The following is a 20,407-nucleotide window of genomic DNA, read 5'->3' on the forward strand; positions in this document are numbered from 1 at the left end:
TATGTGACAATCTACGAGTCCGTGAAGGTTCGTGATCAGGCCCGCGAAATCGCCTGTGCAATCAGGACGGGAACCTCACGATGGGCCCCAATCTCGGGCAAAAGGCGCCCCCGATAGCTAGCGGCTTGCAAGGCCTCAGGAATATCGCCTGTCACATGTCCCGCCCGCAGCGCGAAGAAGGGCAGACACACGCCATCCGGGTGCGCGCGGGCCACGTCTTCGAGGAACGGGGGCTCTTCGATCAGGGCCACATGAATCTCCGGCATCGCGGAATTGCGGCCCAAGGTCTCGGCCATGTCATAGACCGAATTGCGCGATTTTCGCGATATTTTCGACCCGTGTGCTACGAGAATCAGCGGCGAGTCGGCTGGGATTCCCTTCGAAGCGCGGGCCTCAAGGATCACTCTGGTCAGCAGATCGGGCAGCGCAGGGTCGACGCCAAACGGCTCCAACTGGCGCGCTTGCGAGCGCGCCGCCTCCAGCCGCCGCGGAAGTTCGGTCTTGGTGAACCAGCCCTGCGCCATGAAATAGGGATAGATCACCGGATCTTCGTGCCGCGCCAAGGCGGCCTCCAACGATCCCGGTTTTGCAAGGGTCGCGGCGTCTATCTTGCGGCCCGGCATCTCCTCCGAGACCTTATTGGCTAAGGAAATCAGAGCCTTCTCCTGAGTTTCAGGCTCGGACGGGGATCCATGGGCGACGAGAATGACCGGCTGCATACCCCTAGATTAGCGCAGCAGCGCCCTATGGCAATCACGCGTTTGCGGCGTGAGTTTTCGGTTAACACCCTGAATTTTATGAATATTGTCCGTAGATGCCATTTGCGCGACCGCATCTTTGCATATACGCATAAGGCAGAGGCCAGGATGGCCAGACCCGAGATTTAGTTTCACGTGTGGTGCGTAGGGGTGCACGTGGGTGAAGGAGGGTTCTGGCTGGGGTGCCGGAACCCTCCTGTTTTATCCGGTTCAGGTCGGATCGGTCTCGCCCATCTCGCAGACGATATTCCATTCCTCTTCGGTGACCGGCTGAACCGACAGCCGCATCGACGTCACAAGCGACATCTCCGACAGGCGCGGTTCGCCTTTCACATCGGCCAGCGTGACCGGCTTGGTGAAGGACCGCACCGCCTTGAGGTCCACGCAATCCCAGCGCGGATCATCGGTGGTGGAATCCGGATGGCTCTCGGCCACGACCTCGCAGATGCCGACGACTTCCTTGCCGATATTCGAATGGTAGAACAGGCCGCGATCGCCGATCTTCATTTCGCGCATGTTGTTACGCGCGAGATAGTTGCGGATGCCGTCCCATTCCTCGCCCGCGTCGCCCTTGGCGACCAGATCGTCCCAGGAAAACTTGTTGGGTTCCGATTTGAACAGCCAGTACCGCATCAGCCGATCACCTTTTTCCACGCTTTGACCTGCACATCCTCGAACAGTCCCGCCTTGGCATAGGGATCGTTCGCGGCCCAGTCCTGCGCGGCTTCGAGGTTGTCGACCTCCACGATCACGAGCGAGCCGACCATCTGGTCATTCTCGATAAACGGGCCCGCCATGAAGACCACGCCGGTTTCTTCGATATAGGCGAGGTGCTTCTCGCGGTTGTCCATCCGGGTTTGCAGGGCGCCGGGCTTGTCACGGCAGATCACGGCAAAATACATCTCATTCCTCCTTCAAGGGGCGGGCGAGCAGAGCCTGCATCGCCTCATCCACGCTGATTGACTGTTCGGTAAGCGCAAGAACCATCGCGGCGACCGGAATCTCCAGCTCGCGCGCATGGGCCAGCTTGTTCAGGGCCTTCGCGGTCGCGGCCCCCTCGACGGTAATCGAGGGATCGAAGACTTCGCCCGAGCCGATCGCGCAGCCGAACCGGAAATTGCGCGATTGCGTCGAGGTGCAGGTCAGCACCAGATCGCCGAAGCCGGACAGGCCCGACAGCGTCTCGGGCCGGGCGCCCAGTTCCGTCGCGATCCGCAGCATCTCGGCGAAACCGCGGGTCATAAGCGCGGCGCGTGCGGAATCCCCGAGCCCTGCGCCGATCACGGTGCCCGCGGCGATCGCATAGACGTTCTTCAGCGCGCCGCCGAGTTCCGCCCCGGTCGTGTCGGTCGTGCGATACAGCCGCAGCGTCGGCGTCGACAGCTCGGCCTGCAGCTCCTCGGAATGATCGGCGCAGGCCAGCGTAAGCGCAGTCGGCAGGCCGCGCGCAATATCTCCGGCAAAGCTCGGCCCGGTCAGCACGGCAGCCCGCACCCCCGGGACTTTCGCGCGGATCAGGGCCGTCGGCCCTTGGCCGGTAGAAAGATCGATCCCCTTGGAGCAGGAGACGAGGGTCTTACCCGTAAGCGTGTCGGAATGGGTGTCGAGAAACCCGGCCATCTTCTGCATCGGCATCGCGAGAAGTAGCGTCTCGGCCTGCAGTGCATCTGCGATTTCCGCCGAAACAGTGACGTTTTCGGGCAGTTTTACACCCGGAAGGCGGCGCGAGTTTTCACGGCTCTCGCGCATGGCCTGCACTTGCTCGGCATCGCGCGCCCAAAGGGTCACCGGCCCGTTTTGCGACAGCGTCACCGCCATCGCCGTGCCGAAAGCGCCCGCGCCCAGAACCGAAATACTCATGCCTTGGCCCCCTTCTTTCCCGATCCAAGAAGCGGGGCGGCGCTGCGATCCAGCGGCCAGCGGGGGCGGGCGGTCAGGTCCATCCCGTCTTGCGCGCCACTGCGGAATCTCTCGATCCCGGCCCATGCGATCATCGCCGCGTTATCGGTGCAAAGCTTCAAGGGCGGGGCCACGAAATCCGCGCCCATTTCACGTGAAACAGTCTCTAATCCAGCCCGAATGGCCTGATTTGCCGCGACACCGCCTGCGACCGCGAAGCCGGGGTTGGCGGGCGCGAGTTTCAGGTATTCCGCCAAGGCGCGCCGCGATTTCTCGACAAGAACATCCGCAATCGCCTGCTGGAAACCCGCGCAAAGATCGGCGCGGATCTGGCGCGGCAGCCCGCCATGCTCTGCCACCACCTGATCGCGGGCGCGCAGCAGCGCGGTCTTCAACCCGGAGAAGGACATATCGCAACCCGGCCGATCCAAAAGAGGCCGCGGAAAGGCAAAAGCCTTGGGATCGCCCTTGCGCGCCTCGGCCTCGACGGAGGGTCCGCCGGGTTGGGGCAGGGCCATCAGCTTCGCCGCCTTGTCGAAGGCCTCGCCCGGCGCGTCGTCGATCGTGCCGCCGAGGCGCGAGAAATCTTCCGGTCCTTTCGCGATCAGGAACTGGCAATGCCCGCCGGAGACCAGCAGCATCAGATAGGGAAAGGCCAGCCCATCGGTCAGGCGCGGGGTCAGCGCATGGCCCGCCAAGTGGTTCACGCCAACCAGCGGCAGACTCGCCCCGGCGGCGAGGCCCTTGGCGCACATCACGCCCGACATCACCCCGCCGATCAGCCCCGGACCCGCCGTCACCGCAATGCCATCCAGCGCGTCGAGCCCAAGCCCGGCCTCTTCCAGCGCCTCTTCGACGCAGAGATCGAGCTTCTCGGCATGGGCGCGCGCGGCGATTTCGGGGACCACGCCACCGAAGGCCGCATGCAGATCGGTCTGCCCGGCGACAACGCTCGAGAGAATTTCCGGCTTGCCATCCGTCAGGCGCACGATCGCCGCTGCCGTATCGTCGCAGCTCGATTCCAGCCCGAGAAAGGTCAGCGTATCGGTCATCGGGGCGCCTGTTGCGTGGGTTATCCAACGCAGGTAACACCGGGGAAGCGTTCGCACAATCCCGGGGCGGTGGATGGACAGCCAGCCTGAGAGACCGATTCTCCTCGTCACGCGACCCGCCGTCGCGGCAGAAGGATTCGTCGAGGCATTTCGCAACAGGTTTGGGCAGGATTGGCCTGTCATCGTCTCTCCGCTCACGGAGATCGAGCCTCTAGACACGCCGATACCCGAGTTTCAGACCGCAATCTTCACATCGCAAAATGCCGTGGCCGCGTTCCAGCGACTGGCTCAGGGACAGGGCCGCCGCGCCTATTGCGTGGGGCAGCGCACGGCGCAGGCGGCGCGCGAGGCCGGGTTCGATGCGATCGCCGGGCCGGGCGATGCGGAGGCGTTGAGCGAAATGATCGCGCAGCGGGAGCTCGGCGGAAAGCTGCTCTTTCTGAGGGGGGAGCAGGTCGCCTTCGATCTTGAGGAAAGGCTGAATTCCGCCGGAATAGAGACTGAATCCGCGATCATTTACCGCCAGGTCTCGCGCCCGCTGAGCGATGAGGCGCAGGCGGTTCTGCGCGCATCGCGCCCTGTTTTAGTGCCGATTTTCTCGCCAAACGCGGCGGATCGCTTCTTAAATTCTTTGCCTGATGCGCCTAAGCCGCCGCTCTTTGTCGCAGCCATGAGCGAGGCAGTGGCGTCTCGCCTCAAAAGCGCTAGCTTGTGCCATCTGGAAGTTGCCCCGCATCCCGATGCGCAAGGGATGCTCGATGCGCTTGCCGTCTTGCTGCAAAGGCAAAAGGCGGGTTGAGCAGTCGCGGACTGACTTCTAAGTTGATGTGAACGCGCAATTTGGTGCGGCAGTGGAGGGCTTAGACGATGGCGAAACGGACAACCGGGAAATCTTCCGATACGAGCAAGCCGGAAGACGCGAAATCGACGACCGAGTCCGAGACCAAATCCGACGCAACCTCTTCGCAAACCCCGAAGGATAGCAAGGCCGCCACGACTCCCGAGGCGACGGACAAGTCGAGCGCGGCTGCGACCAGCAAGCCCGCTGCGGCATCGAAATCGAGCACGCCCGCGAAGTCGTCCCCCACGTCTACGCCTGCGACCAAAGCGGATACGTCCAAGAGCCCGAGCGGAACCGCCAAGCCGACCTCCACGCCGGCAATCAAGGCGGAGACGCCTGCGAAATCCGATGCGGCGCTAAAGTCCGATTCTGCGACTGCGAAGGCTGAGACGACCTCGACCCCGGCCACGGCCAGTGCAAAACCGGAGGCCGAGCCGAAGAAGTCGACCGCAAGCGGCGCATCGGAAGATAAAGCGCAGGCCGAGAAGCCTGCGAGCGCCGCGACGACCAGCAGCGCCACGACCACTGACAAGACCCCGCCGAAAAGCGATGCGGCAAAGGCGAGCACCTCGCCCCAGCCGGTGATCGAAAAGCGCGGCGGGTTCGGATCTGCTTTCTTGGGCGGTGTGATTGCGGCTGTAATCGGGGCGGGCGTCGCGATCTGGGCGATCCCCAACCTGCCGCCGCAACTTTCCGGATGGCTGCCGACCGCGCCGGCCCCGGTGGACGAGGCGGCCATTCAAGCCAAGCTCGATGACCAATCGAAGCAAATCGGCCAACTCTCCGAAGAGATTGCGACCCTGAAATCGTCGCAGCCGCCCGCGCCGGATCTGTCGGGCGTTCAAGGCGTGCTCGATCAGGTCAATGCGGATATCCGGGCGAACAAATCCGCGCTGGAGGATCTGAAATCGCAGATCGCGTCGCTGCAGACCGACACTGGCGGCAGCGCGGCGCAAGCCGAGATCGAAGCGGCCGCGAAAGCCGCCGAAGCCCGGATCAAGGAAGCCGAAGCGCAGGCGCAGAGCCTGAAATCGCAAAGCGAGGCGGCCGCCAAGGCGACGATGACGCGGGCTGCGGCGGCGCGCGTTAAAGCCGCGCTGGATGCGGGCACGTCGCTCGATGCGCCGTTGGCCGATCTGCGTGACGCGGGTGTCGAAATTCCTGCGGCGCTCAGTGGTGACATTCCGAGCCTGCAGTCGCTGCAATCGAGCTTCCCGGACTCCGCGCGGGCCGCACTCCAAGCGGCGCGCCGCACCGAGACAGGCGGCTCGATCAGCGATCGCGTCGGCGCCTTCCTTCTGGCTCAGACCGGGGCACGCTCGGTCGCGCCGAAAGAGGGCGATAGCGCGGATGCAGTGCTGTCGCGGGCGCAGGCCGATGTCGACCGGGGGGCCTTGTCCGAGGCGCTCGACGAGATCGCGAAACTGTCCGACCCCGCGCAGGAGGCGATGTCCGACTGGGTGAACCAGGCGAAAGCACGGGTGGCTGCGATCGACGCGGCCAACCAGCTTGGCGCGACGCAATAAGGAGACAGACATGATCTGGTCATTCATCAAAATCGCGCTGTTTCTGATTGTCGTCGCCGCGGCGACCCTAGGCCTCGCGCATCTCGCCGAGATGACGGGCGGTCTGCGGATCACGACGCTCGGCATGGAATTCACCTTGGGCCCGCTGCAGGCGGTGATCGCGGCGATCATCCTTTTCATCGCGATCTGGATTGTGATCCGGGTCGTCGGTCTGGTGGTCGCCTTCCTGCGCTTCCTTGCGGGCGACGAAACCGCGATCACCCGCTATTTCGACCGGCATCGCGAGCGCAAAGGCTATCAGGCTTTGTCCGAAGGGCTGCTCGCGGCCGCATCCGGCGAGGGCAAGCTCGCCATGTCGAAAGCGGCGAAGGCCGAGCGCTATCTACAACGGCCGGAGCTGACCAACCTTCTCACTGCGCAGGCGGCGGAAGCCTCGGGCGACTCGAAGAAAGCGACCGAAGTTTACAAACGGCTCCTCGCCGATGACCGCACGCGGTTCGTGGGGATTCGCGGGCTGCTGCGCCAGAAGCTCGAAGAGGGCGATACCGAAACGGCGCTGAAGCTCGCGCAGAAAGCTTACGCGATCAAACCGCGCCACCGTGAAGTTCAGGATACGCTTCTGGGGCTGCAGACTGAGACGGGCGACTGGAAAGGCGCGCGGGAGATTTTGCAGGCGAAGATGCGTCAGGGCGAATTGCCGCGTGACGTCCATAAGCGCCGCGATGCTGTCCTCGCGCTGCAAGAGGCCAAGGGCGTCTGGCAGGAAGGTGCGAGCGTCGAGGCGCGTGAAGCTGCGATTTCGGCCGCCAAAGCGTCGCCCGATCTGGTGCCTGCCGTCGTCATGGCGGCGCGCGCCTATATCGACAAGGGCAAGAAAGGCGCGGCGGAGCGCATCCTGCGCAAGGCTTGGGAAGTGCGGCCGCATCCGGATCTTGCGACCGCTTTCGCGGAGATTACCCCGGATGAAACGCCGGAAGCACGGCTGAAGCGATTCTCGAAGCTGCTTTCGAGCCGTCCCGATCATGAGGAAACCCGCCTTCTGAAAGCGGAACTGAACATCGCGGCCGAAGATTTCCCTGCGGCGCGCCGGGCGCTGGGCGATCTCGTCGAGACACATCCGACGGCCCGATCGCTGACGATCATGGCGGCGGTCGAGCGCGGTGAAGGGGCGGAGGATGTCGTCGTGCGCGGGTGGTTGGCCCGGGCCCTGACTGCACCGCGCGGTCCGCAATGGTGCTGCGACAAATGTCAGAACATTCAGTCCGAATGGACGCCGATCTGTGACAATTGCGGTGGCTTCGACACGCTCAGCTGGCGCGAGCCGCAACAGGCGCAGTCGCCGCTGCCGCATGGGGCGGAGATGCTGCCCTTGATCGTGGGCAAGCCGAGTGCCGAACCCTCGCCCAAGAAAGAAGATGAAGCCGAAGACGCCCCCATTCAGGACGCGGAAATCGTCGATCCGCCGAAGGAGGAAGGCGAGGCTGCAAGTGCATCGAAGGAGACGCAAAGCGGAACTGCGACAGCTTGATCATTTTGGGGCTACACATCCCCGAAAGAGCATGGTAATCGCCCGCCACAGTGCCGGTGTAGCTCAGCTGGTAGAGCACGTCATTCGTAATGATGGGGTCGTAGGTTCGAGTCCTATCACCGGCACCACTTCCTGAAAGTTCAGGCGCAGAGGCGGAACCGCAAGGTTCCGCTTCGCTTGTTTCAGGGCAGTCGTTCTCGAGGCTTCAGGTCAATTCACGACAAATTCTGCATGCAACGCGCCCGCAGCATTGATGCTCTTGAGGATGTCGATCATGTCGCGCGGGCTAACGCCGAGCGCGTTGAGCCCCGCGACCAATTCCGATAGCGAGCTGCCCTGTGGGACTTCGGCCATGCGAATGCCTGGCTCTTCTGTGAGAGTCGCCTGCGATCTGGGGACGACAACCGTATCTCCTTGCGAAAACGGGTTGGGTTGCACCACGAGGGGGCTTTCCTCCACTTTGAGGGTCAGGTTCCCCTGGCTGACGGCAACGCGCGAAATCCGCACGTCTTCCCCCATGACGATCGTACCCGAACGCTGGTCGACCACGACCCGGGCGCGCTGTTCTGGTTCGACACTGAGATTCTCTACCCGACCGATCGCATGCGCGACCGAGCGCGCGCGGGTCTCGCGAATGTCCAAAGCGACAGTACCGCCGTCGAGCATTTCTGCGACGCGACGGCCGTATTCGCGGTTAATGGCGGTTTCAATTCGGCTTGCAGTGGTGAAGTCGGGCGTGCGCAGCGCGAGGCGCACTGTATTGAGGTCATTTATTTCGAATGCGATCTCCCGTTCGACGCGCGCGCCGGATGGAATGTTTCCTGAGGTTGGCACGCCTTGAGTCACCGAAGCGGCGTTACCTTGTGCCACAGCGCCGCCGGCAATGATCGCTCCCTGCGCGACCGCATAGATTTCGCCATCTGCCGCTTTCAAAGGGGTCATCACTAGGGTGCCGCCAAGAAGGCTCTTGGCGTCACCAATCGCTGAGACTGTGATGTCGATTTGGTTTCCCGCGCGCGCAAAGGGCGGCAGGCTCGCCGTGATCATCACGGCGGCGACATTCTTCGGTCGAAACTGTTCCCCGGTAACGTTAACGCCGAGCCGTTCGAGCATGTTCGACATGATCTCTTCGGTAAAGGGGGCGTTACGCAACCCGTCGCCCGTGCCGTTCAATCCAACGACCAGACCATAGCCGACGAGATCGTTCCCGCGCACTCCGTCGAATTCGACCAGATCCTTAATGCGGATCGGGGCGCAAAGAGCGATCTGCGGAAGGAAAATGAGGGCAACTAGCAACCAGCGCCACATCACATGTAATCCGTCATCGAGAGGTTGGAGAGCCGACGTGTCAGAAGATAGAGCGTCTCGATCTGGGAGCGTACCGCTTCGAGCGCGGTTGCCGAGGCGTACGGGTCGGCGCCGATGAGTTTCGTCCGTGCAATTTCAAGGCTGGCGCGTTCAGTATCGTTTCGCGTGGCTGCTGAGGCGACTTTGCCTTCGAACGAACCGACTTCCGCCGCGAGTTCGACAGTTGCGAGAGATCCCGAGTGAATTCTCTCGCCCGCTTCCTTCGCAAGCGCACTTCGCTGGGCCAGGTCACCGTCGAACAAACCTCGGTCCAAAAGCGTGCCTATAGCGTAGCCCTTAATCGCGTCTTTAACGCGTGAGTCATTTGCGGTGACATTGATCGCGGCGGTTTCGCCCTCTGCGAAGTGGAATTTTCCCCTGGCTTCGCCACCTTGATAGGAGGTTGCGCTGAAACCGCTTGGGTCGGCGAACCACGTATCGAGGGTCGCAAGTACATCCGTCGCATTCGTCGCCCCTGAAATCTCCGCAGACAGTGATGTGATAATCGTTTCGGCATCGGGTAGCGGGGTCGTGTCTCCTTGATCGCCCGCGAATATGTAGCGTCCGACAGAATTCGTGTTGAGCGTTGCGATCAGCGCGTCGAACTTTTCGGCTGCCGACGCGACGGTCGCGTCGATCATGATCTTGCTGGAGGTGGTTGCGGCGGACATGAGGGCCGTACTGATGCCGTCGTCGAGATTTCCGATCCGCTCGAGGCTGCGTTGCATCGCGTCTGCATATTGGCTCGCCTCGGTAGTGGCGAGGTCGAATGCGTCGAACAATCTCAGGCTCCGATCGATTGCGGAGAGCGCGCCGAAGTCGCCGGATACGGCGGCGCCGAGATCGGATTTTATGCCAGACGTCAGTTCTTGGGTAAGGGTCGCCAATTTCGTATCCAGCGCTGCATTGTGGCGTCGCATCTGGAAATTCAGCGCCATGTCCCCAACAGAGAGATAGTTCATCTTAGATCTCCAGAAGCTGTTTGATCAGTGCATCGACGGTTTGGATGACGCGTGCATTGGCGCTGTAAAGCTCTTCAATTTGCAGAAGTTTCTGCATTTCATGATCAGTATCGACGCCCTCAGCGAGGGCCTGCTCTTTCAATGTGTCGTAACGGGCCGTTGCATAGGTTTGAGTCGCCTCGTTGCCTTGACGATCGCTCGTAACTTGGGACAAGAAGCTTGCGAAAAGCTCTGCGCTTGAATGAAGCGACGGGCCGAAATTTCCGGACGCGGGTGCGGACGCGGTTGTTAACGCTGAGGCGAGTGAGAAAAGATTTTCTGCGTTGCTCACGGGGCCAGGGGTAGATGCGCCGAACCCGTCACGCAGCAGCGAGAGCGAGCCTCCTTGTGCAGGGTCCGCGAGCGGGTTGATGACGATCCGACCGGCGAGGCCTGTTTCGTTGAGCGGGTCGAGCGGGCCCCCGCCATCTGTAAAGAGACCGGCTGCGCCGCCACTGAGTGTTGGGTCGACCGCCGGGTCGCTGACTCTCTCGATCAGGTTGCGGGAGAGTGCGTCGATCTGAACCTGCAAGTTTGGAGCGAGCGTATCACGGATGGCGAAAAGGGCGCCAAGCGTGCCGCCGCCGAAGAACCCGTCATCGTCACTTGAGACGGCGTTTCCGTTGAGCGTCAGGCCTGAGAGGACCCCTCCGTCGTGGGTCATGTCCGGCGTAATGATTCCGCGCGCCGTGAACCCGATTTCCACTGGGTTGCCTTCGAGAAGGACGGCACCGCCTGTGGTGAAGAGTGCAATTTGATCGTTTTCGCGCGCGACTTGGCGGGTTGGGACGATGCTGGAAATCCGGTCGACCAGCGTTTGACGTTGGTCCTTGAGCGCATTGGTGTCATGGCCTGTGGCCTTTCCGGCTAGGATCGTTGCGTTGAGTTCATCGACCTGCGCGAGTGCGCTGTTTAGGGCGTCGACCTGCGTCGCGATTTTTCGATCTGCGTCCATCCGGCTGTCCTGCAATTCTGCGGAGAGCGTATTCAGGTGTCCGGTAACCTCGCGGGCGGCGCTCAGCACTGTGGCCAGGCGGGCTTCGCTTTCTGGGCGGCTGCCAGCTTCGACGAGCGAGGCTTCGAGCTCTGCGAATTTTGAGGATAAGGAGCTCGCATCCTCCGGCGTGCCGATGCGAGCTTCGAAGGTTGAAAGAAAGTCGCCGCGCAGCGATGCGTTTTGGGCCGCAGCATCGGAGAGGCGGAGATCGCTGCGGAGAGTTTCGTTGACGATGCGGTCGACGCTCAGCACGCGAACTCCGGCACCTTGCTGGCCGACGACCTGCGCGCCGAGTGAAATCTCGCGGCGCGCGTAGCCGTCGGTGAGCGCGTTGGCGGTATTGGAGGCGACGACCTCGGCCATGCGAGAGGCCGCGGTGAGGCCCGACAAGGCATTGGATAGCGTTTGCGAGATTCCCATCGCGACCTCCCGTCGCCGATCCGATCAGGATCAGCGTTTGATATTGGTGGTTTCCTGCAGCATCTCGTCGACCGTCTGGATTACCTTGGCGTTGGACGAGTAGGCGCGCTGCGTCTGGATTAGGTTGGTCAGTTCCTCTGCGACGTCGACCGTCGAGCCTTCGCGAGCGTAGCCTTCGATCGACCCGGTCGGACCGTCACCGGCATTCCAGAGGAAGAAAGAGCCGGAGTTTGAGGAAACTTCGAAGATCTGATTGTCGAGCGCGATCAGGCCGTTCTGATTGGGAACATCCACGAGGGGGATTTGATAGACCGTGCGGATGAAGCCGGTGTCGTAGGTCGCTTTGATGTAGCCATCCTCATCGATTTCGACGGCCGTGAGGTTGCCGACGGGCGAGCCGTCCTTCGTGATCGATGTCGGCGAGAAACTGTCGGAGAGCTGCGTCAATCCGTTGGTGTCGCCGATCTTACCGATGGTGACGCTCAGCGGACCGCCGGCGACAGAGAGATCCAGCGTGCCGGTCGAGGCATCGTAGGCGCCACCCGCGATAACGTTGACCGAGGCGAGCGTGCCGCCGCTGCTACGGCTGTCGTCGAAGGTCAGGACATAGCGACCGATGACGCTTTCATCGGTTGCGGGGGTGCCCGGGTCATCGACCGTAGCGCTGTCGCGGATGACCATTGCCCATTCGTTCGATGCGCCGCTGGCCGGGACCGTGGGATGGAACGTGATGTCCAGGGTTTCGGAAGTTCCGAGATTACCGAAATATTCGACGGAGAGTGGTAGCGTGTCACCGGCTGACCCGGCTTCGGTATCTGTCGCGGGTAGGTTGACCCCGAGATTGAGCGTCGTTGTGGGGTCGCCTGCCGTTTGGTTGGCGTTGATCACCACCGGCTCCATCCCGGACATGGTGTCGCGCGCGAAGGTCGGGATGGTGCCATCGGCACTGGCGGGCCAACCGAGCAGAACAAGCCCGGATTCCGTCATCAGTGTCCCGTCGACATCGGTGCGAAACGCGCCGGTCGTGGTCATCTTCAAAGGTTCGTCCCCCGTCGAGTTATCGAGCGCCACGGCCGTCATGACGGGCAGCATACCGCGTCCGGAAACCGCGATATCGAGTGCGTTCGAGGTGGAGACCAGCGAGCCTCTCTCTTCGATGAGGCGACTCGTGGAGGCACGGACACCGCCAGCCGAATAGGAGCCAGTCTTCGCCGCCTGATTGATCACCATGCTTTCGAATTCGGTGACGGCGCGCTTGTAGCCGTATGTACTCGAATTCGCGATATTGTCCGAGATCGTGGCAAGACGTGTGGCATTCGCGGCCAAGCCGGCCACGCCCGCATTGAGCGAGGAAGAAATGGACATGGATGCGCCTTTCTGCTGCTGCGTCCGAAGTTCTTCCTACCTTTGCGCCCGGGTGTTTAAGATCGGCCTAACAGGTCTGCTTTTTTCGATCCGTGGTTACCGCTTCGCTAAAACGCGCATCACCGGCCATTGCGCAGCACGATCACTTCCAGACGGTTATTGCGCAGGTCCATCGCACGCTCGACCTTGGGCTTGCGATCGGCGAAGCCGCTGACGCGCTGCATCCGATCGGGGGGGAAGCCGGCCTCGCCCAGCAAAGTCCGCATCGCTTGCGCGCGTGCGGCGGAAAGCTCCCAGACCGGGTCATGGGCCAGCATTTTCGGGTAGGATCTCGTGTAGCCGTTGATCGCGACATTGTTCGAGACGAGCGAGAAGACCCGCGTCAGGATTTTCGCCAGATCGGGGAGAACCGGCTGCGGCTTGGCCGTGTCGCCGACGAAAAGCGGCGCTTCGGGCAGGTCGGAGATCTCGATGATCAGACCCTCGTCGGTCACGCGGGTCACGATATGACGCGCGAGCTGCTCGCTGATCATCGACTCGCCGCCGACGCCCATCAGAGCTTGCTCGATCGCGCGCGCCATCTCTTTCAAACTGGCCGTGTCGCTGTCCCGCGTATCGTCGGCGGAGTTTTCGCCGCGAGCCTGACGCTCTTCGGTCGGACGTTGCGAGACGGCACCAGTGCCGGTCTGTGCGATCTGATCCTCGGAGAAGACGGAATCCCCGCCGAAAGCGCCTTCGCCGCCACCGGAGATGCGGTTGATCGGGATCGTCGGATTGAAGTAATCCGCGATGCCCTTGCGTTGTTTCTCGGTTGTCGCGTTCAGCAACCACATCAGCATGAAGAAGGCCATCATCGCAGTGACGAAATCGGCATAGGCCACTTTCCACGCCCCACCGTGGTGCCCGTCGCCTGCGACAACCTTCTTACGCTTGATGATGATTGGCGCCGCGTTGTCGCGGTTGCTCATTCCACCACCTCTTTTCACCCGCGTCCGGTATAGTAGGTGCGTGTTAACAGGCGATTGACGGATAAAATGCGAGCCATTGGCCTCTTCCCTTGTCGTGGCGCGGGCAATCGCTAGATTTGGCAGATGAATGGGCACCCGAACACAATGACAGTTGACCCGGCCGATCTGATTGCCTGTCCGCAATGCGACGCGCTCTATCGCGCGACGCATCTGCCCGATGGCAAGCGGGCGACCTGTGTTCGCTGTGGAACGGTGCTGATCTCGCCGCGCGAGAGATCGTTTCTGCATGTCATCGCCTTCTCCTTCACCGGGATGATCCTGATGATCGGAGCGATCTTCTTTCCGTTCCTCGAGATTTCGACGCGTGGGCTGAGCCATGAGAGCTCCATCTTCGGCGTGGCGATGGCGTTTTCCGACGGCTGGATTGCGCCTCTGGCTTTCTTCGTGCTGTCGATGATCGTGGCGCTGCCGATCTTCCGGTTTGCCGCGCTGATCTACACGCTCTGGCCGCTCGCCAATGGCAAACCCGCATGGAAACATGCCGCGACGATGTTTCGCCTTGCCGAGGAAAGCCAACCCTGGGCGATGGCGGAGATCTTCATCATCGGTACGGCGGTGGCGCTGGTGAAACTCGGCGGTCTCGCCAAGGTGTCGCTCGGCCCCGCCTTCTGGGCTTTCTGCGTTCTCATCATCGTGATCGCGCTCAAGAACTCCTTTGTCAGCAAATGGACGATATGGGACGCAATCGAACGAAAATGAATGTGCTGACCGCCACCGATGCCGGATTGATCGGCTGCACCCGCTGCGGTCGGGTCTGGACCCCGGATCATGCGCATTGCGAGCGTTGCGGCGCGACGCTGCACAAGGTCGACAAGAGCGGGCTGCAGCGCGTCTGGGCGTGGTGGATCGCGGGGCTGATCTTCTACATCCCCGCCAATCTTTACCCGATGCTGGTCACGGCGACGCTGGGCCATGAGCAGAAAAACACCATCGTCGGCGGCGCGATGGAGCTGTGGCGGCATCACAATTACGGCGTGGCGCTGATCATCTTCGGCGCCTCGGTGATGATCCCGATCGGGAAGTTCATTGCCATTGCCTATCTCGCCCTCGCGGTCGGAAACGAGCGCCGCAAAGGCGGCCCTCCGCATCTGCATCTCTACGAGGTGGTGGAATTCATCGGCCGCTGGTCGATGATCGACGTCTTCGTCGTGGCGATCCTCTCCGCACTGGTGCAGCTTGGTTTCGTGGCCTCGATTCATCCCGGCCCTGCCGCTGCGTCTTTTGCCCTCTCGGTTGCATTCACCATGCTATCCGCCCAAAGCTTCGACCCGCGCCTGATCTGGCGCGGCCCTGACAGAGTGAGTTCATGAACGACACCCCCGAGACCGGCCCGGCCGAGCTGGAAACCTCCAACGCTCCGCGCCCGATCTGGACGCGGCTTTCCGTCGTCTGGATCGTGCCGCTGATCGCCTTGCTGATCACGCTCGGCGTCGCATGGAAGACGGTCTCGGATCGCGGAATGCTCATCCATATCAACTTCAAGGATGCGACCGGGGTCGAGATCGGCACGCCGCTCAAGTTCCGCGATGTCGATGTCGGCAAGGTGGAGAGCGTCTCGTTCACCCCCGATCTGGAGCAGGTGCAGCTCGGCGTGCGCATCGATAACGAGGTGGCGCCTTTCGTCGATACCGAGGCTAAATTCTGGCTGGTGCGCCCCGAAGTGTCGGCGCGGGGCATCCAGAACCTCGGGACGGTGCTGTCGGGCACCTATATCGAGGGCTTCTGGAACAATAAGCCCAACGGCCAGCAGAGCATGTTCCAGGGTCTCGACAAGCCTCCGATTTCCCCCGATCCGACCAAGGGCACCATCATCGAGTTGCGCGCGAAGGATGCGGGCGGGATCGTCGATGGGGCGCCGGTTCTCTATCACGGGCTGACTGTGGGCCATCTGCAGAACCTGCGGCTCGACGATGACGGGTCCGGCGTGATCGTGGATGCGTTCATCGAAGCCCCGTATAATAAACAGCTGACGACCCAGACCCGGTTCTGGGACACGTCGGGCTTCTCCGTGAAATTCGACACCTCCGGTCTCAGCCTCGACGTGCGCTCGCTCGCGACGCTTGTGCAGGGCGGGGTGGAATTCGACACGTTCACCAGCGGTGGCGGGATTGTCGAGAATGAACACGCCTTCCGTCTCTACGACGGCAAGGACACGGCGGAAAACTCGGTCTTCCAGTCGGACGTGGTCGACCCGCCGAAATACACGCTGCTCTTCGACGACCCCGTGCAAGGGCTCGAAGTCGGCTCGAAAGTGCAGTTCCGGGGCGTCGAGGCGGGTGAAGTTACCGGGCTTGCGATCAAGATCCGCAAGGACAGCACCGGCCAGAGCTATGCGCAGCAACAGCTGACGATCGCGCTGTCGCCGGACCGGCTCGGTCTGTCCCGCGACGCCGGGGAAGAGGCCGTGACCCAGTTCCTGCAGGGCGAGATTCAAAGCGGCCTGAGAGCGCGGATCGCGAATATCGGGCTTCTGGGCGGAACGACGGTGATTGAACTGACCGACGTGCCCGATCTGCCGGACGCCGAGATGAATCTCGACGCCAAACCCTATCCGACGCTTCCGACCGCACCTGCGGCCGAGAACGATCTCTCGAAATCGGCGCAGGGCGTCTTCAAGCGGATCGAAGGGCTGCCGATCGAGGAGGTGATGAGCTCCGCGATCCGCACATTGGATTCGATTTCGGCCGTGGCCGAGAGTGAAGAAACCCGGAAAGTTCCGGGCGAGTTGTCCGGCCTGCTGGAGCAGCTCAAGACCTTCACGACCGAGCTGAACAAGAAGGATGCAGCGGATAAGACCGTGGCTGCACTCGACCGTGTGACGGAGGCCGCGTCCTCCGTGCTCGAGGAAATCTCGGGTCTCGACGAGACGCTCTCTTCTGCAGATCGCGCCGCGACGGCCATCGCAGATATGCCGCTCAAGGATGTGGGCGATAAACTCGACACGATCCTCGCCAGTATCGACCAGCTTCTGAATAAGCCCGGCACGCAGGACCTGCCGCAATCGCTCAACGACACGCTCGAGCAAACCGCCGCGATCCTGACCCAGCTGAAGGAAGCGAATGCGGCCGACAAGCTGAACCAGACGCTCGATGCGGCGCAGAACGCAGCGGATTCGGTGTCGAAAGCCTCGGATCAGCTGCCGGAACTGACGCAGAAGCTGCAATCGCTCGTCGATCAGGCGGGGGCTCTGGTCGCGACCTATGGCCGTGGCTCCAACTTCTCGAACGAAACCCTTAGCACCTTGCGCGAGTTGCGTCGGGCGATCTCGAATATCGGCTCGCTCGCGCGTATGATCGAACGCAATCCGCAGTCCTTCATTCTGGGCCGCTGACAGGAGATGACGATGAAAGCTCTAAGCCTGATCCCGCTATGCCTCCTGGGCCTCGCGGCCTGTTCCGATCCCGAGAAGATCGCGCGCTATCCAATCGACCCGCCCACCGCCGAGAAGGCGCTGCCGAACCGGCTGGGCCGGGCCGAGCTGCGGGAGGTATCGCTGCCGGATTATGCGGGCGGACAGGAGATCGCCTTCCAAACTGCGGACGGGGCGCTGCGGTCGAACCCGGACAACCTCTGGGCGGATGATCCGGCGCGGTCGGTGACGCTGGCGTTGGCGCGGCAGATCTCGTCCCTCTCGGGTGCCACCGTAATTTCCGAACCGTGGCCGCTCGCCGATCCGCCCTCGCGCAAGATCGAGGTCCGGATCGAACAGATGCTGCCGGGCGCCGACGGGCTGCTGCATGTCGCAGGTGTCTATTTCGTCTCGGCGAATGGCTATGAGCGCAGCGGAGACACGGTGCGGCGGTTCGACTTCACGGTGCCGATCGGCTCTCAGGAGCCGCAGGCCATCGCAAAAGCGAACAGCGCGGCGGTGACGATGCTCGCGCGGCAGATCGCTCAGCTACGCTGAAAGCTTGAAACTTTGATCAGCTGCGCTGATCGGGAAGGAAGCGCCCGAACTGGCCGCCTGCGAAAAGCAGCGGATCGGTCCCGGCGCCTTTCACGAAGCGGGTGACGCGACCGATGATGATCGTGTGATCTCCGCCGTCATGGCGCGCCTCGGTCACGCATTCGAACCGGGCGAGCGTGTCGTCGATCAGCGGGACGCCCGACGCGTTCAGCCGGTAGGACAGACCATCGAACCCTTCGCCGCGCTTGGTGAACCGCTTGGCCAGCGCCTCCTGATCGTAGCGCAGCACATGCACGGCAAAAGTGGGCGTTGCCGTGAAATGCGCATGTCGGAACGAAGAACGCGCCGCCGACCACAGGATCAGCGCCGGATCGAGCGAGACCGAGGCGAAACTGTTCACCGTCATCCCGACAGGCTCTGCCGCATCTTCATGCGCGCAGGCGGTCACCACGGTCACGCCGGTCGCGAATTGCGCGAGCGCATCGCGCAAAAGCCGCGTATTCGCCGGGTCGGGCTGGTGGCCGTGGCCGTCGCTCTCGGCGCGGCCCATTGCGGCTTCGATATCGTCGCTTTCGCGCATCGGCTCTCCTTTGCGCTCACACATAATCGTGCAGGCGGGGAGAGCAAGGCTCAGCGTTCCAATCCGATGAGCTTATCGAGAGAAAGCCGCCCGGGGCCCTTCGTCAGAACCGTCAGAAGCGCGACTGCCCAAATCCCATGCGTGACCCACGCGCCGGGATAGACAAAGATCTGGATCACCAGCGTCATCGCCAGAAGCGCGAGCGCCGCGAGGCGGCTGCCAAGGCCGAAGATAAGCAGCAATGGGAAGAAATGCTCCGCGAAGGTCGCGAGCACCGCCGCCCATTCATGCGGAATGACGGGCAGGTCGTATTCGTATTGAAAGAGGGTGAAGGTGGAATCCTTGATCATGAACCCCTCTACCTTGGTCCGCCCGGACATCCAGAACACCATCGCCGGAAAGAGCCGCGCGCCGATCAGAACAATCTCCTCCGGGAAGCGCTGGGCTACATCGGAAAACCGATGATACAGCCGGAACAGACCCTGTTTTGGCGTTTTCATCTCGATCGTATCGGTCATGACTCGTCTCCTGTTTCGATGCCCGCGCCGACGATCAGCGCATTTTCCACCAGCAGCAGAAGCGCTGCATTGAGGTCAAAATCCGCTCCCGCCCGGTCTTGTGCGCGGGCGACGGTATCGCCTGCACAGAGGGCCGAGACGAAGCGGCCGGTCGAGCTACGAACGACGGACGTGATCACATGAGAAATCCCGCGTCGTGCAATCAGCAGCGTCTCCGGCCTCCACTCTTTCGCCCGCGGTGGAGCGGGGCCGCCCGGTTGTTGCGAGGCCCAGATCGAACCGGCGGGCGTTAGGAGCTGAAGCACCTGCACCGACGGATGCAGATCGAGACACAGGTGAGTACCCGCGCGAGTCGCGGTTTCTTGCAGGCGTTCCGGCGCAATAGGCTCTGAATCGGCTGCGTGATAGGCCCGGCTGCGCGCCCATTCGATGCGGGCGACGTCGGGCAGATAGCTCAGCGATTGCAGCGAAGGTTCATCCGCGAGATAGGCCGGAAACGCGCCGCCCCATTCGGTCAGGACGGGCGTGCGCGGCGGGTGCTCGGCGATATAGGCCCGGGCGAGCCCCCGGAAGCAATCCGCGCCAAGAAGCCGCTCGATCGCCGGGAAATGCCGCGCGAGGGCCTGTGTCAGCCCATGCGCCACGTTGTTGCGGTAAACGTCGAAGCGGCGCTCGATCTCGGCCGGATCTTGGGCGGTAGCGTTTTGCGGCGCGGGTCCTCCGGCCAGACCCTCGCGGAAACCGCGGGCGAAGTCACGATGCGAGCGCATGGTGGTCACCCGACAGGATCATCGACGCGCGCTCGGCCTCGGCCATCAAGGTGACGAAGTCCGGCACGTCATTGTCCCACTCGATAAGGCTCGGTAGCGGCCCAGTTTTAGAGACTGTTTCGGCGTAAAGCGCCCAAACCGGCTCCGCGACTTCGCGCCCGTGGCTGTCGATCAGCAGGGGCCCGGAGGGCAGCTCTTCCTCTTCATGACCAGCCAGATGGACCTCGCCGACACGGTTCAGCGGGAACGCCTCCAGATAGGCGCGCGGATCCTGTCGGAGGTTCACGCAGGACACGAAGACATTGTTCACATCGAGTAGCAATCCGCAGCCGGTCCGCGTGCTGATCTCGGTCAGGAATTCAGTCTCGGGGATGTCGGAATCGTCGAAGAGCACATAGGTCGCCGGATTCTCCAGCAGCATCCGGCGGCCGAGATGCTCCTGCACCTCATCGACGTGATCGCAGATCAGCGACAGCGTTTCCGCCGTGTAGGGCAGGGGCAGCAGATCGTGCATCCAGACACCACCGTGACTCGCCCAGGCAAGGTGCTCCGAGAAGCTCTCGGGGTCGTATCGATCGCACAGCAGCTTGAGCCGCGCGAGGTGGTCGCGATCCAGCGGATCGGGGCCGCCGATCGAGAGGCCAACGCCATGCACCGAAAGCGCATAATCCGCGCGCAGCCGTTCCAGCATCGCATGCGGCATCCCGCCCGCGCCCATATAGTTTTCCGCGTGGATTTCGAAGAAACCGAGATCCGGTTTCGTCTCTGTTATGGCGGGAAAATGCTCTGGCTTGAAGCCGAGGCCCGCTTTGCGTGGCAGTGTCATGGCAGCCTCCATCGGTGAGAAAACGGGGCGCGCGCCGTCCGCAC

General features: G+C 62.5%; 22 protein-coding genes and 1 tRNA gene. 8 read left to right on the forward strand and 15 right to left on the reverse strand.

Annotated elements, in window-relative coordinates; genetic code table 11:
• Positions 1 to 35: 35 nt before the first annotated feature.
• The 5 genes from BMI85_RS19310 to tsaD all read right to left on the reverse strand — a co-directional run bounded on the left by BMI85_RS19310 (position 36) and on the right by tsaD (position 3,709).
• On the reverse strand, positions 36 to 719 hold the full coding sequence (locus tag BMI85_RS19310; protein WP_078602428.1) for a CbiX/SirB N-terminal domain-containing protein: 684 nt from the start codon (positions 717 to 719) through the stop codon (positions 36 to 38).
• A 249-nt stretch (positions 720 to 968) separates the two neighbouring features.
• Positions 969 to 1,391, reverse strand: a complete 423-nt coding sequence (locus BMI85_RS19315; protein WP_078602429.1) for an EVE domain-containing protein — start codon at positions 1,389 to 1,391, stop codon at positions 969 to 971.
• A complete protein-coding gene (locus BMI85_RS19320) occupies positions 1,391 to 1,660 on the reverse strand; it encodes a YciI family protein (protein ID WP_078541482.1) in 270 nt (89 codons plus the stop codon). Before BMI85_RS19320 ends, BMI85_RS19315 begins: the two co-directional genes overlap by 1 nt.
• Before the next feature lies 1 nt (position 1,661).
• The gene (locus BMI85_RS19325; protein WP_078602430.1) at positions 1,662 to 2,618 is read right to left on the reverse strand and encodes an NAD(P)H-dependent glycerol-3-phosphate dehydrogenase; all 957 of its coding nucleotides are present in this window, start codon (positions 2,616 to 2,618) and stop codon (positions 1,662 to 1,664) included.
• A complete protein-coding gene (gene tsaD / locus BMI85_RS19330; RefSeq protein WP_078602431.1) occupies positions 2,615 to 3,709 on the reverse strand; it encodes a tRNA (adenosine(37)-N6)-threonylcarbamoyltransferase complex transferase subunit TsaD in 1,095 nt (364 codons plus the stop codon). The genes BMI85_RS19325 and tsaD overlap by 4 nt, the downstream gene beginning before the upstream one ends.
• Positions 3,710 to 3,782: 73 nt before the next feature.
• On the opposite strand from tsaD, the gene BMI85_RS19335 reads away from it, so the two are divergent.
• Positions 3,783 to 4,508, forward strand: a complete 726-nt coding sequence (locus BMI85_RS19335; RefSeq protein ID WP_078602432.1) for a uroporphyrinogen-III synthase — start codon at positions 3,783 to 3,785, stop codon at positions 4,506 to 4,508.
• A gap of 61 nt (positions 4,509 to 4,569) precedes the next feature.
• On the opposite strand, the gene BMI85_RS19340 is transcribed toward BMI85_RS19335, so the two are convergent.
• Positions 4,570 to 5,289: a hypothetical protein gene (locus BMI85_RS19340; protein WP_143595185.1), complete on the reverse strand. Its 720-nt coding sequence runs from the start codon at positions 5,287 to 5,289 to the stop codon at positions 4,570 to 4,572.
• Between BMI85_RS19340 and BMI85_RS19345 the strand changes: the two genes are divergently transcribed.
• The 3 genes from BMI85_RS19345 (at position 5,273) to BMI85_RS19355 (ending at position 7,732) form a co-directional block, all read left to right on the forward strand.
• Entirely contained in the window at positions 5,273 to 6,076 is an 804-nt protein-coding gene (locus BMI85_RS19345; protein WP_143595187.1) for a hypothetical protein, read from the forward strand. The genes BMI85_RS19340 and BMI85_RS19345 overlap by 17 nt on opposite strands.
• A 10-nt stretch (positions 6,077 to 6,086) precedes the next feature.
• Positions 6,087 to 7,604: a heme biosynthesis HemY N-terminal domain-containing protein gene (locus BMI85_RS19350; RefSeq protein WP_078541476.1), complete on the forward strand. Its 1,518-nt coding sequence runs from the start codon at positions 6,087 to 6,089 to the stop codon at positions 7,602 to 7,604.
• Positions 7,605 to 7,656: 52 nt separating this feature from the next.
• Positions 7,657 to 7,732, forward strand: a tRNA-Thr gene (locus BMI85_RS19355).
• Between the two features lie 82 nt (positions 7,733 to 7,814).
• Here BMI85_RS19355 and BMI85_RS19360 read toward each other — a convergent pair.
• The 5 genes from BMI85_RS19360 to BMI85_RS19380 all read right to left on the reverse strand — a co-directional run bounded on the left by BMI85_RS19360 (position 7,815) and on the right by BMI85_RS19380 (position 13,702).
• Positions 7,815 to 8,912 (reverse strand): flagellar basal body P-ring protein FlgI, encoded by a 1,098-nt coding sequence (locus BMI85_RS19360; RefSeq protein ID WP_078602435.1) that lies wholly within the window; start codon positions 8,910 to 8,912, stop codon positions 7,815 to 7,817.
• Positions 8,912 to 9,913 (reverse strand): hypothetical protein, encoded by a 1,002-nt coding sequence (locus tag BMI85_RS19365; RefSeq protein WP_078602436.1) that lies wholly within the window; start codon positions 9,911 to 9,913, stop codon positions 8,912 to 8,914. Before BMI85_RS19365 ends, BMI85_RS19360 begins: the two co-directional genes overlap by 1 nt.
• Position 9,914: 1 nt before the next feature.
• Positions 9,915 to 11,369: a flagellar hook-associated protein FlgK gene (gene flgK, locus BMI85_RS19370; protein WP_078602437.1), complete on the reverse strand. Its 1,455-nt coding sequence runs from the start codon at positions 11,367 to 11,369 to the stop codon at positions 9,915 to 9,917.
• Between the two features lie 30 nt (positions 11,370 to 11,399).
• Complete coding sequence (locus BMI85_RS19375; protein ID WP_078602438.1) at positions 11,400 to 12,734, reverse strand: flagellar hook-basal body complex protein; 1,335 nt, start codon at positions 12,732 to 12,734, stop codon at positions 11,400 to 11,402.
• A gap of 119 nt (positions 12,735 to 12,853) precedes the next feature.
• On the reverse strand, positions 12,854 to 13,702 hold the full coding sequence (locus tag BMI85_RS19380) for a flagellar motor protein MotB (RefSeq protein WP_078602439.1): 849 nt from the start codon (positions 13,700 to 13,702) through the stop codon (positions 12,854 to 12,856).
• A 144-nt stretch (positions 13,703 to 13,846) separates the two neighbouring features.
• Between BMI85_RS19380 and BMI85_RS19385 the strand changes: the two genes are divergently transcribed.
• The 4 genes from BMI85_RS19385 to BMI85_RS19400 are packed head-to-tail and all read left to right on the forward strand — an operon-like array spanning position 13,847 to position 17,669.
• A complete protein-coding gene (locus BMI85_RS19385) occupies positions 13,847 to 14,461 on the forward strand; it encodes a paraquat-inducible protein A (protein ID WP_244176662.1) in 615 nt (204 codons plus the stop codon).
• Positions 14,458 to 15,072, forward strand: coding sequence for a paraquat-inducible protein A (locus BMI85_RS19390; protein WP_244176661.1), 615 nt, complete (start codon positions 14,458 to 14,460; stop codon positions 15,070 to 15,072). The genes BMI85_RS19385 and BMI85_RS19390 overlap by 4 nt, the downstream gene beginning before the upstream one ends.
• Positions 15,069 to 17,093 (forward strand): MlaD family protein, encoded by a 2,025-nt coding sequence (locus tag BMI85_RS19395; RefSeq protein WP_078602440.1) that lies wholly within the window; start codon positions 15,069 to 15,071, stop codon positions 17,091 to 17,093. Before BMI85_RS19390 ends, BMI85_RS19395 begins: the two co-directional genes overlap by 4 nt.
• 12 nt (positions 17,094 to 17,105) lie before the next feature.
• Positions 17,106 to 17,669: a PqiC family protein gene (locus BMI85_RS19400; RefSeq protein WP_168174018.1), complete on the forward strand. Its 564-nt coding sequence runs from the start codon at positions 17,106 to 17,108 to the stop codon at positions 17,667 to 17,669.
• Between the two features lie 16 nt (positions 17,670 to 17,685).
• Here BMI85_RS19400 and BMI85_RS19405 read toward each other — a convergent pair whose 3' ends face one another.
• The 4 genes from BMI85_RS19405 to BMI85_RS19420 all read right to left on the reverse strand — a co-directional run bounded on the left by BMI85_RS19405 (position 17,686) and on the right by BMI85_RS19420 (position 20,363).
• On the reverse strand, positions 17,686 to 18,219 hold the full coding sequence (locus BMI85_RS19405; RefSeq protein ID WP_078602512.1) for a flavin reductase family protein: 534 nt from the start codon (positions 18,217 to 18,219) through the stop codon (positions 17,686 to 17,688).
• A gap of 80 nt (positions 18,220 to 18,299) precedes the next feature.
• On the reverse strand, positions 18,300 to 18,767 hold the full coding sequence (locus BMI85_RS19410) for a DoxX family protein (RefSeq protein ID WP_078602441.1): 468 nt from the start codon (positions 18,765 to 18,767) through the stop codon (positions 18,300 to 18,302).
• Entirely contained in the window at positions 18,764 to 19,537 is a 774-nt protein-coding gene (locus BMI85_RS19415) for a DNA-binding domain-containing protein (RefSeq protein WP_078602442.1), read from the reverse strand. Before BMI85_RS19415 ends, BMI85_RS19410 begins: the two co-directional genes overlap by 4 nt.
• Positions 19,521 to 20,363 (reverse strand): DUF692 domain-containing protein, encoded by an 843-nt coding sequence (locus BMI85_RS19420; protein ID WP_143595191.1) that lies wholly within the window; start codon positions 20,361 to 20,363, stop codon positions 19,521 to 19,523. The genes BMI85_RS19415 and BMI85_RS19420 overlap by 17 nt, the downstream gene beginning before the upstream one ends.
• Between the last annotated feature and the right edge of the window lie 44 nt (positions 20,364 to 20,407).

Source organism: Thioclava sp. DLFJ4-1, from assembly GCF_002020145.1.
In the GTDB taxonomy this organism is placed as follows: Bacteria; Pseudomonadota; Alphaproteobacteria; order Rhodobacterales; family Rhodobacteraceae; genus Thioclava; species Thioclava sediminum.

Excerpts from the sequence above, each read along its gene's own strand:
- BMI85_RS19400 (WP_168174018.1), top strand. The coding sequence starts at position 17,106 with ATGAAAGCTCTAAGCCTGATCCCGCTATGCCTCCTGGGCCTCGCGGCC.
- BMI85_RS19410 (WP_078602441.1), bottom strand. The coding sequence starts at position 18,767 with ATGACCGATACGATCGAGATGAAAACGCCAAAACAGGGTCTGTTCCGG.
- BMI85_RS19325 (WP_078602430.1), bottom strand. The coding sequence starts at position 2,618 with ATGAGTATTTCGGTTCTGGGCGCGGGCGCTTTCGGCACGGCGATGGCG.
- BMI85_RS19420 (WP_143595191.1), bottom strand. The coding sequence starts at position 20,363 with ATGACACTGCCACGCAAAGCGGGCCTCGGCTTCAAGCCAGAGCATTTT.
- BMI85_RS19335 (WP_078602432.1), top strand. The coding sequence starts at position 3,783 with ATGGACAGCCAGCCTGAGAGACCGATTCTCCTCGTCACGCGACCCGCC.
- BMI85_RS19340 (WP_143595185.1), bottom strand. The coding sequence starts at position 5,289 with ATGGCCGCCTCGTCCACCGGGGCCGGCGCGGTCGGCAGCCATCCGGAA.
- BMI85_RS19375 (WP_078602438.1), bottom strand. The coding sequence starts at position 12,734 with ATGTCCATTTCTTCCTCGCTCAATGCGGGCGTGGCCGGCTTGGCCGCG.
- BMI85_RS19320 (WP_078541482.1), bottom strand. The coding sequence starts at position 1,660 with ATGTATTTTGCCGTGATCTGCCGTGACAAGCCCGGCGCCCTGCAAACC.
- BMI85_RS19390 (WP_244176661.1), top strand. The coding sequence starts at position 14,458 with ATGAATGTGCTGACCGCCACCGATGCCGGATTGATCGGCTGCACCCGC.
- BMI85_RS19405 (WP_078602512.1), bottom strand. The coding sequence starts at position 18,219 with ATGGGCCGCGCCGAGAGCGACGGCCACGGCCACCAGCCCGACCCGGCG.
- BMI85_RS19380 (WP_078602439.1), bottom strand. The coding sequence starts at position 13,702 with ATGAGCAACCGCGACAACGCGGCGCCAATCATCATCAAGCGTAAGAAG.
- BMI85_RS19315 (WP_078602429.1), bottom strand. The coding sequence starts at position 1,391 with ATGCGGTACTGGCTGTTCAAATCGGAACCCAACAAGTTTTCCTGGGAC.
- BMI85_RS19360 (WP_078602435.1), bottom strand. The coding sequence starts at position 8,912 with ATGTGGCGCTGGTTGCTAGTTGCCCTCATTTTCCTTCCGCAGATCGCT.
- BMI85_RS19350 (WP_078541476.1), top strand. The coding sequence starts at position 6,087 with ATGATCTGGTCATTCATCAAAATCGCGCTGTTTCTGATTGTCGTCGCC.
- BMI85_RS19415 (WP_078602442.1), bottom strand. The coding sequence starts at position 19,537 with ATGCGCTCGCATCGTGACTTCGCCCGCGGTTTCCGCGAGGGTCTGGCC.
- flgK (WP_078602437.1), bottom strand. The coding sequence starts at position 11,369 with ATGGGAATCTCGCAAACGCTATCCAATGCCTTGTCGGGCCTCACCGCG.
- BMI85_RS19365 (WP_078602436.1), bottom strand. The coding sequence starts at position 9,913 with ATGAACTATCTCTCTGTTGGGGACATGGCGCTGAATTTCCAGATGCGA.
- BMI85_RS19310 (WP_078602428.1), bottom strand. The coding sequence starts at position 719 with ATGCAGCCGGTCATTCTCGTCGCCCATGGATCCCCGTCCGAGCCTGAA.
- BMI85_RS19385 (WP_244176662.1), top strand. The coding sequence starts at position 13,847 with ATGACAGTTGACCCGGCCGATCTGATTGCCTGTCCGCAATGCGACGCG.
- tsaD (WP_078602431.1), bottom strand. The coding sequence starts at position 3,709 with ATGACCGATACGCTGACCTTTCTCGGGCTGGAATCGAGCTGCGACGAT.
- BMI85_RS19395 (WP_078602440.1), top strand. The coding sequence starts at position 15,069 with ATGAACGACACCCCCGAGACCGGCCCGGCCGAGCTGGAAACCTCCAAC.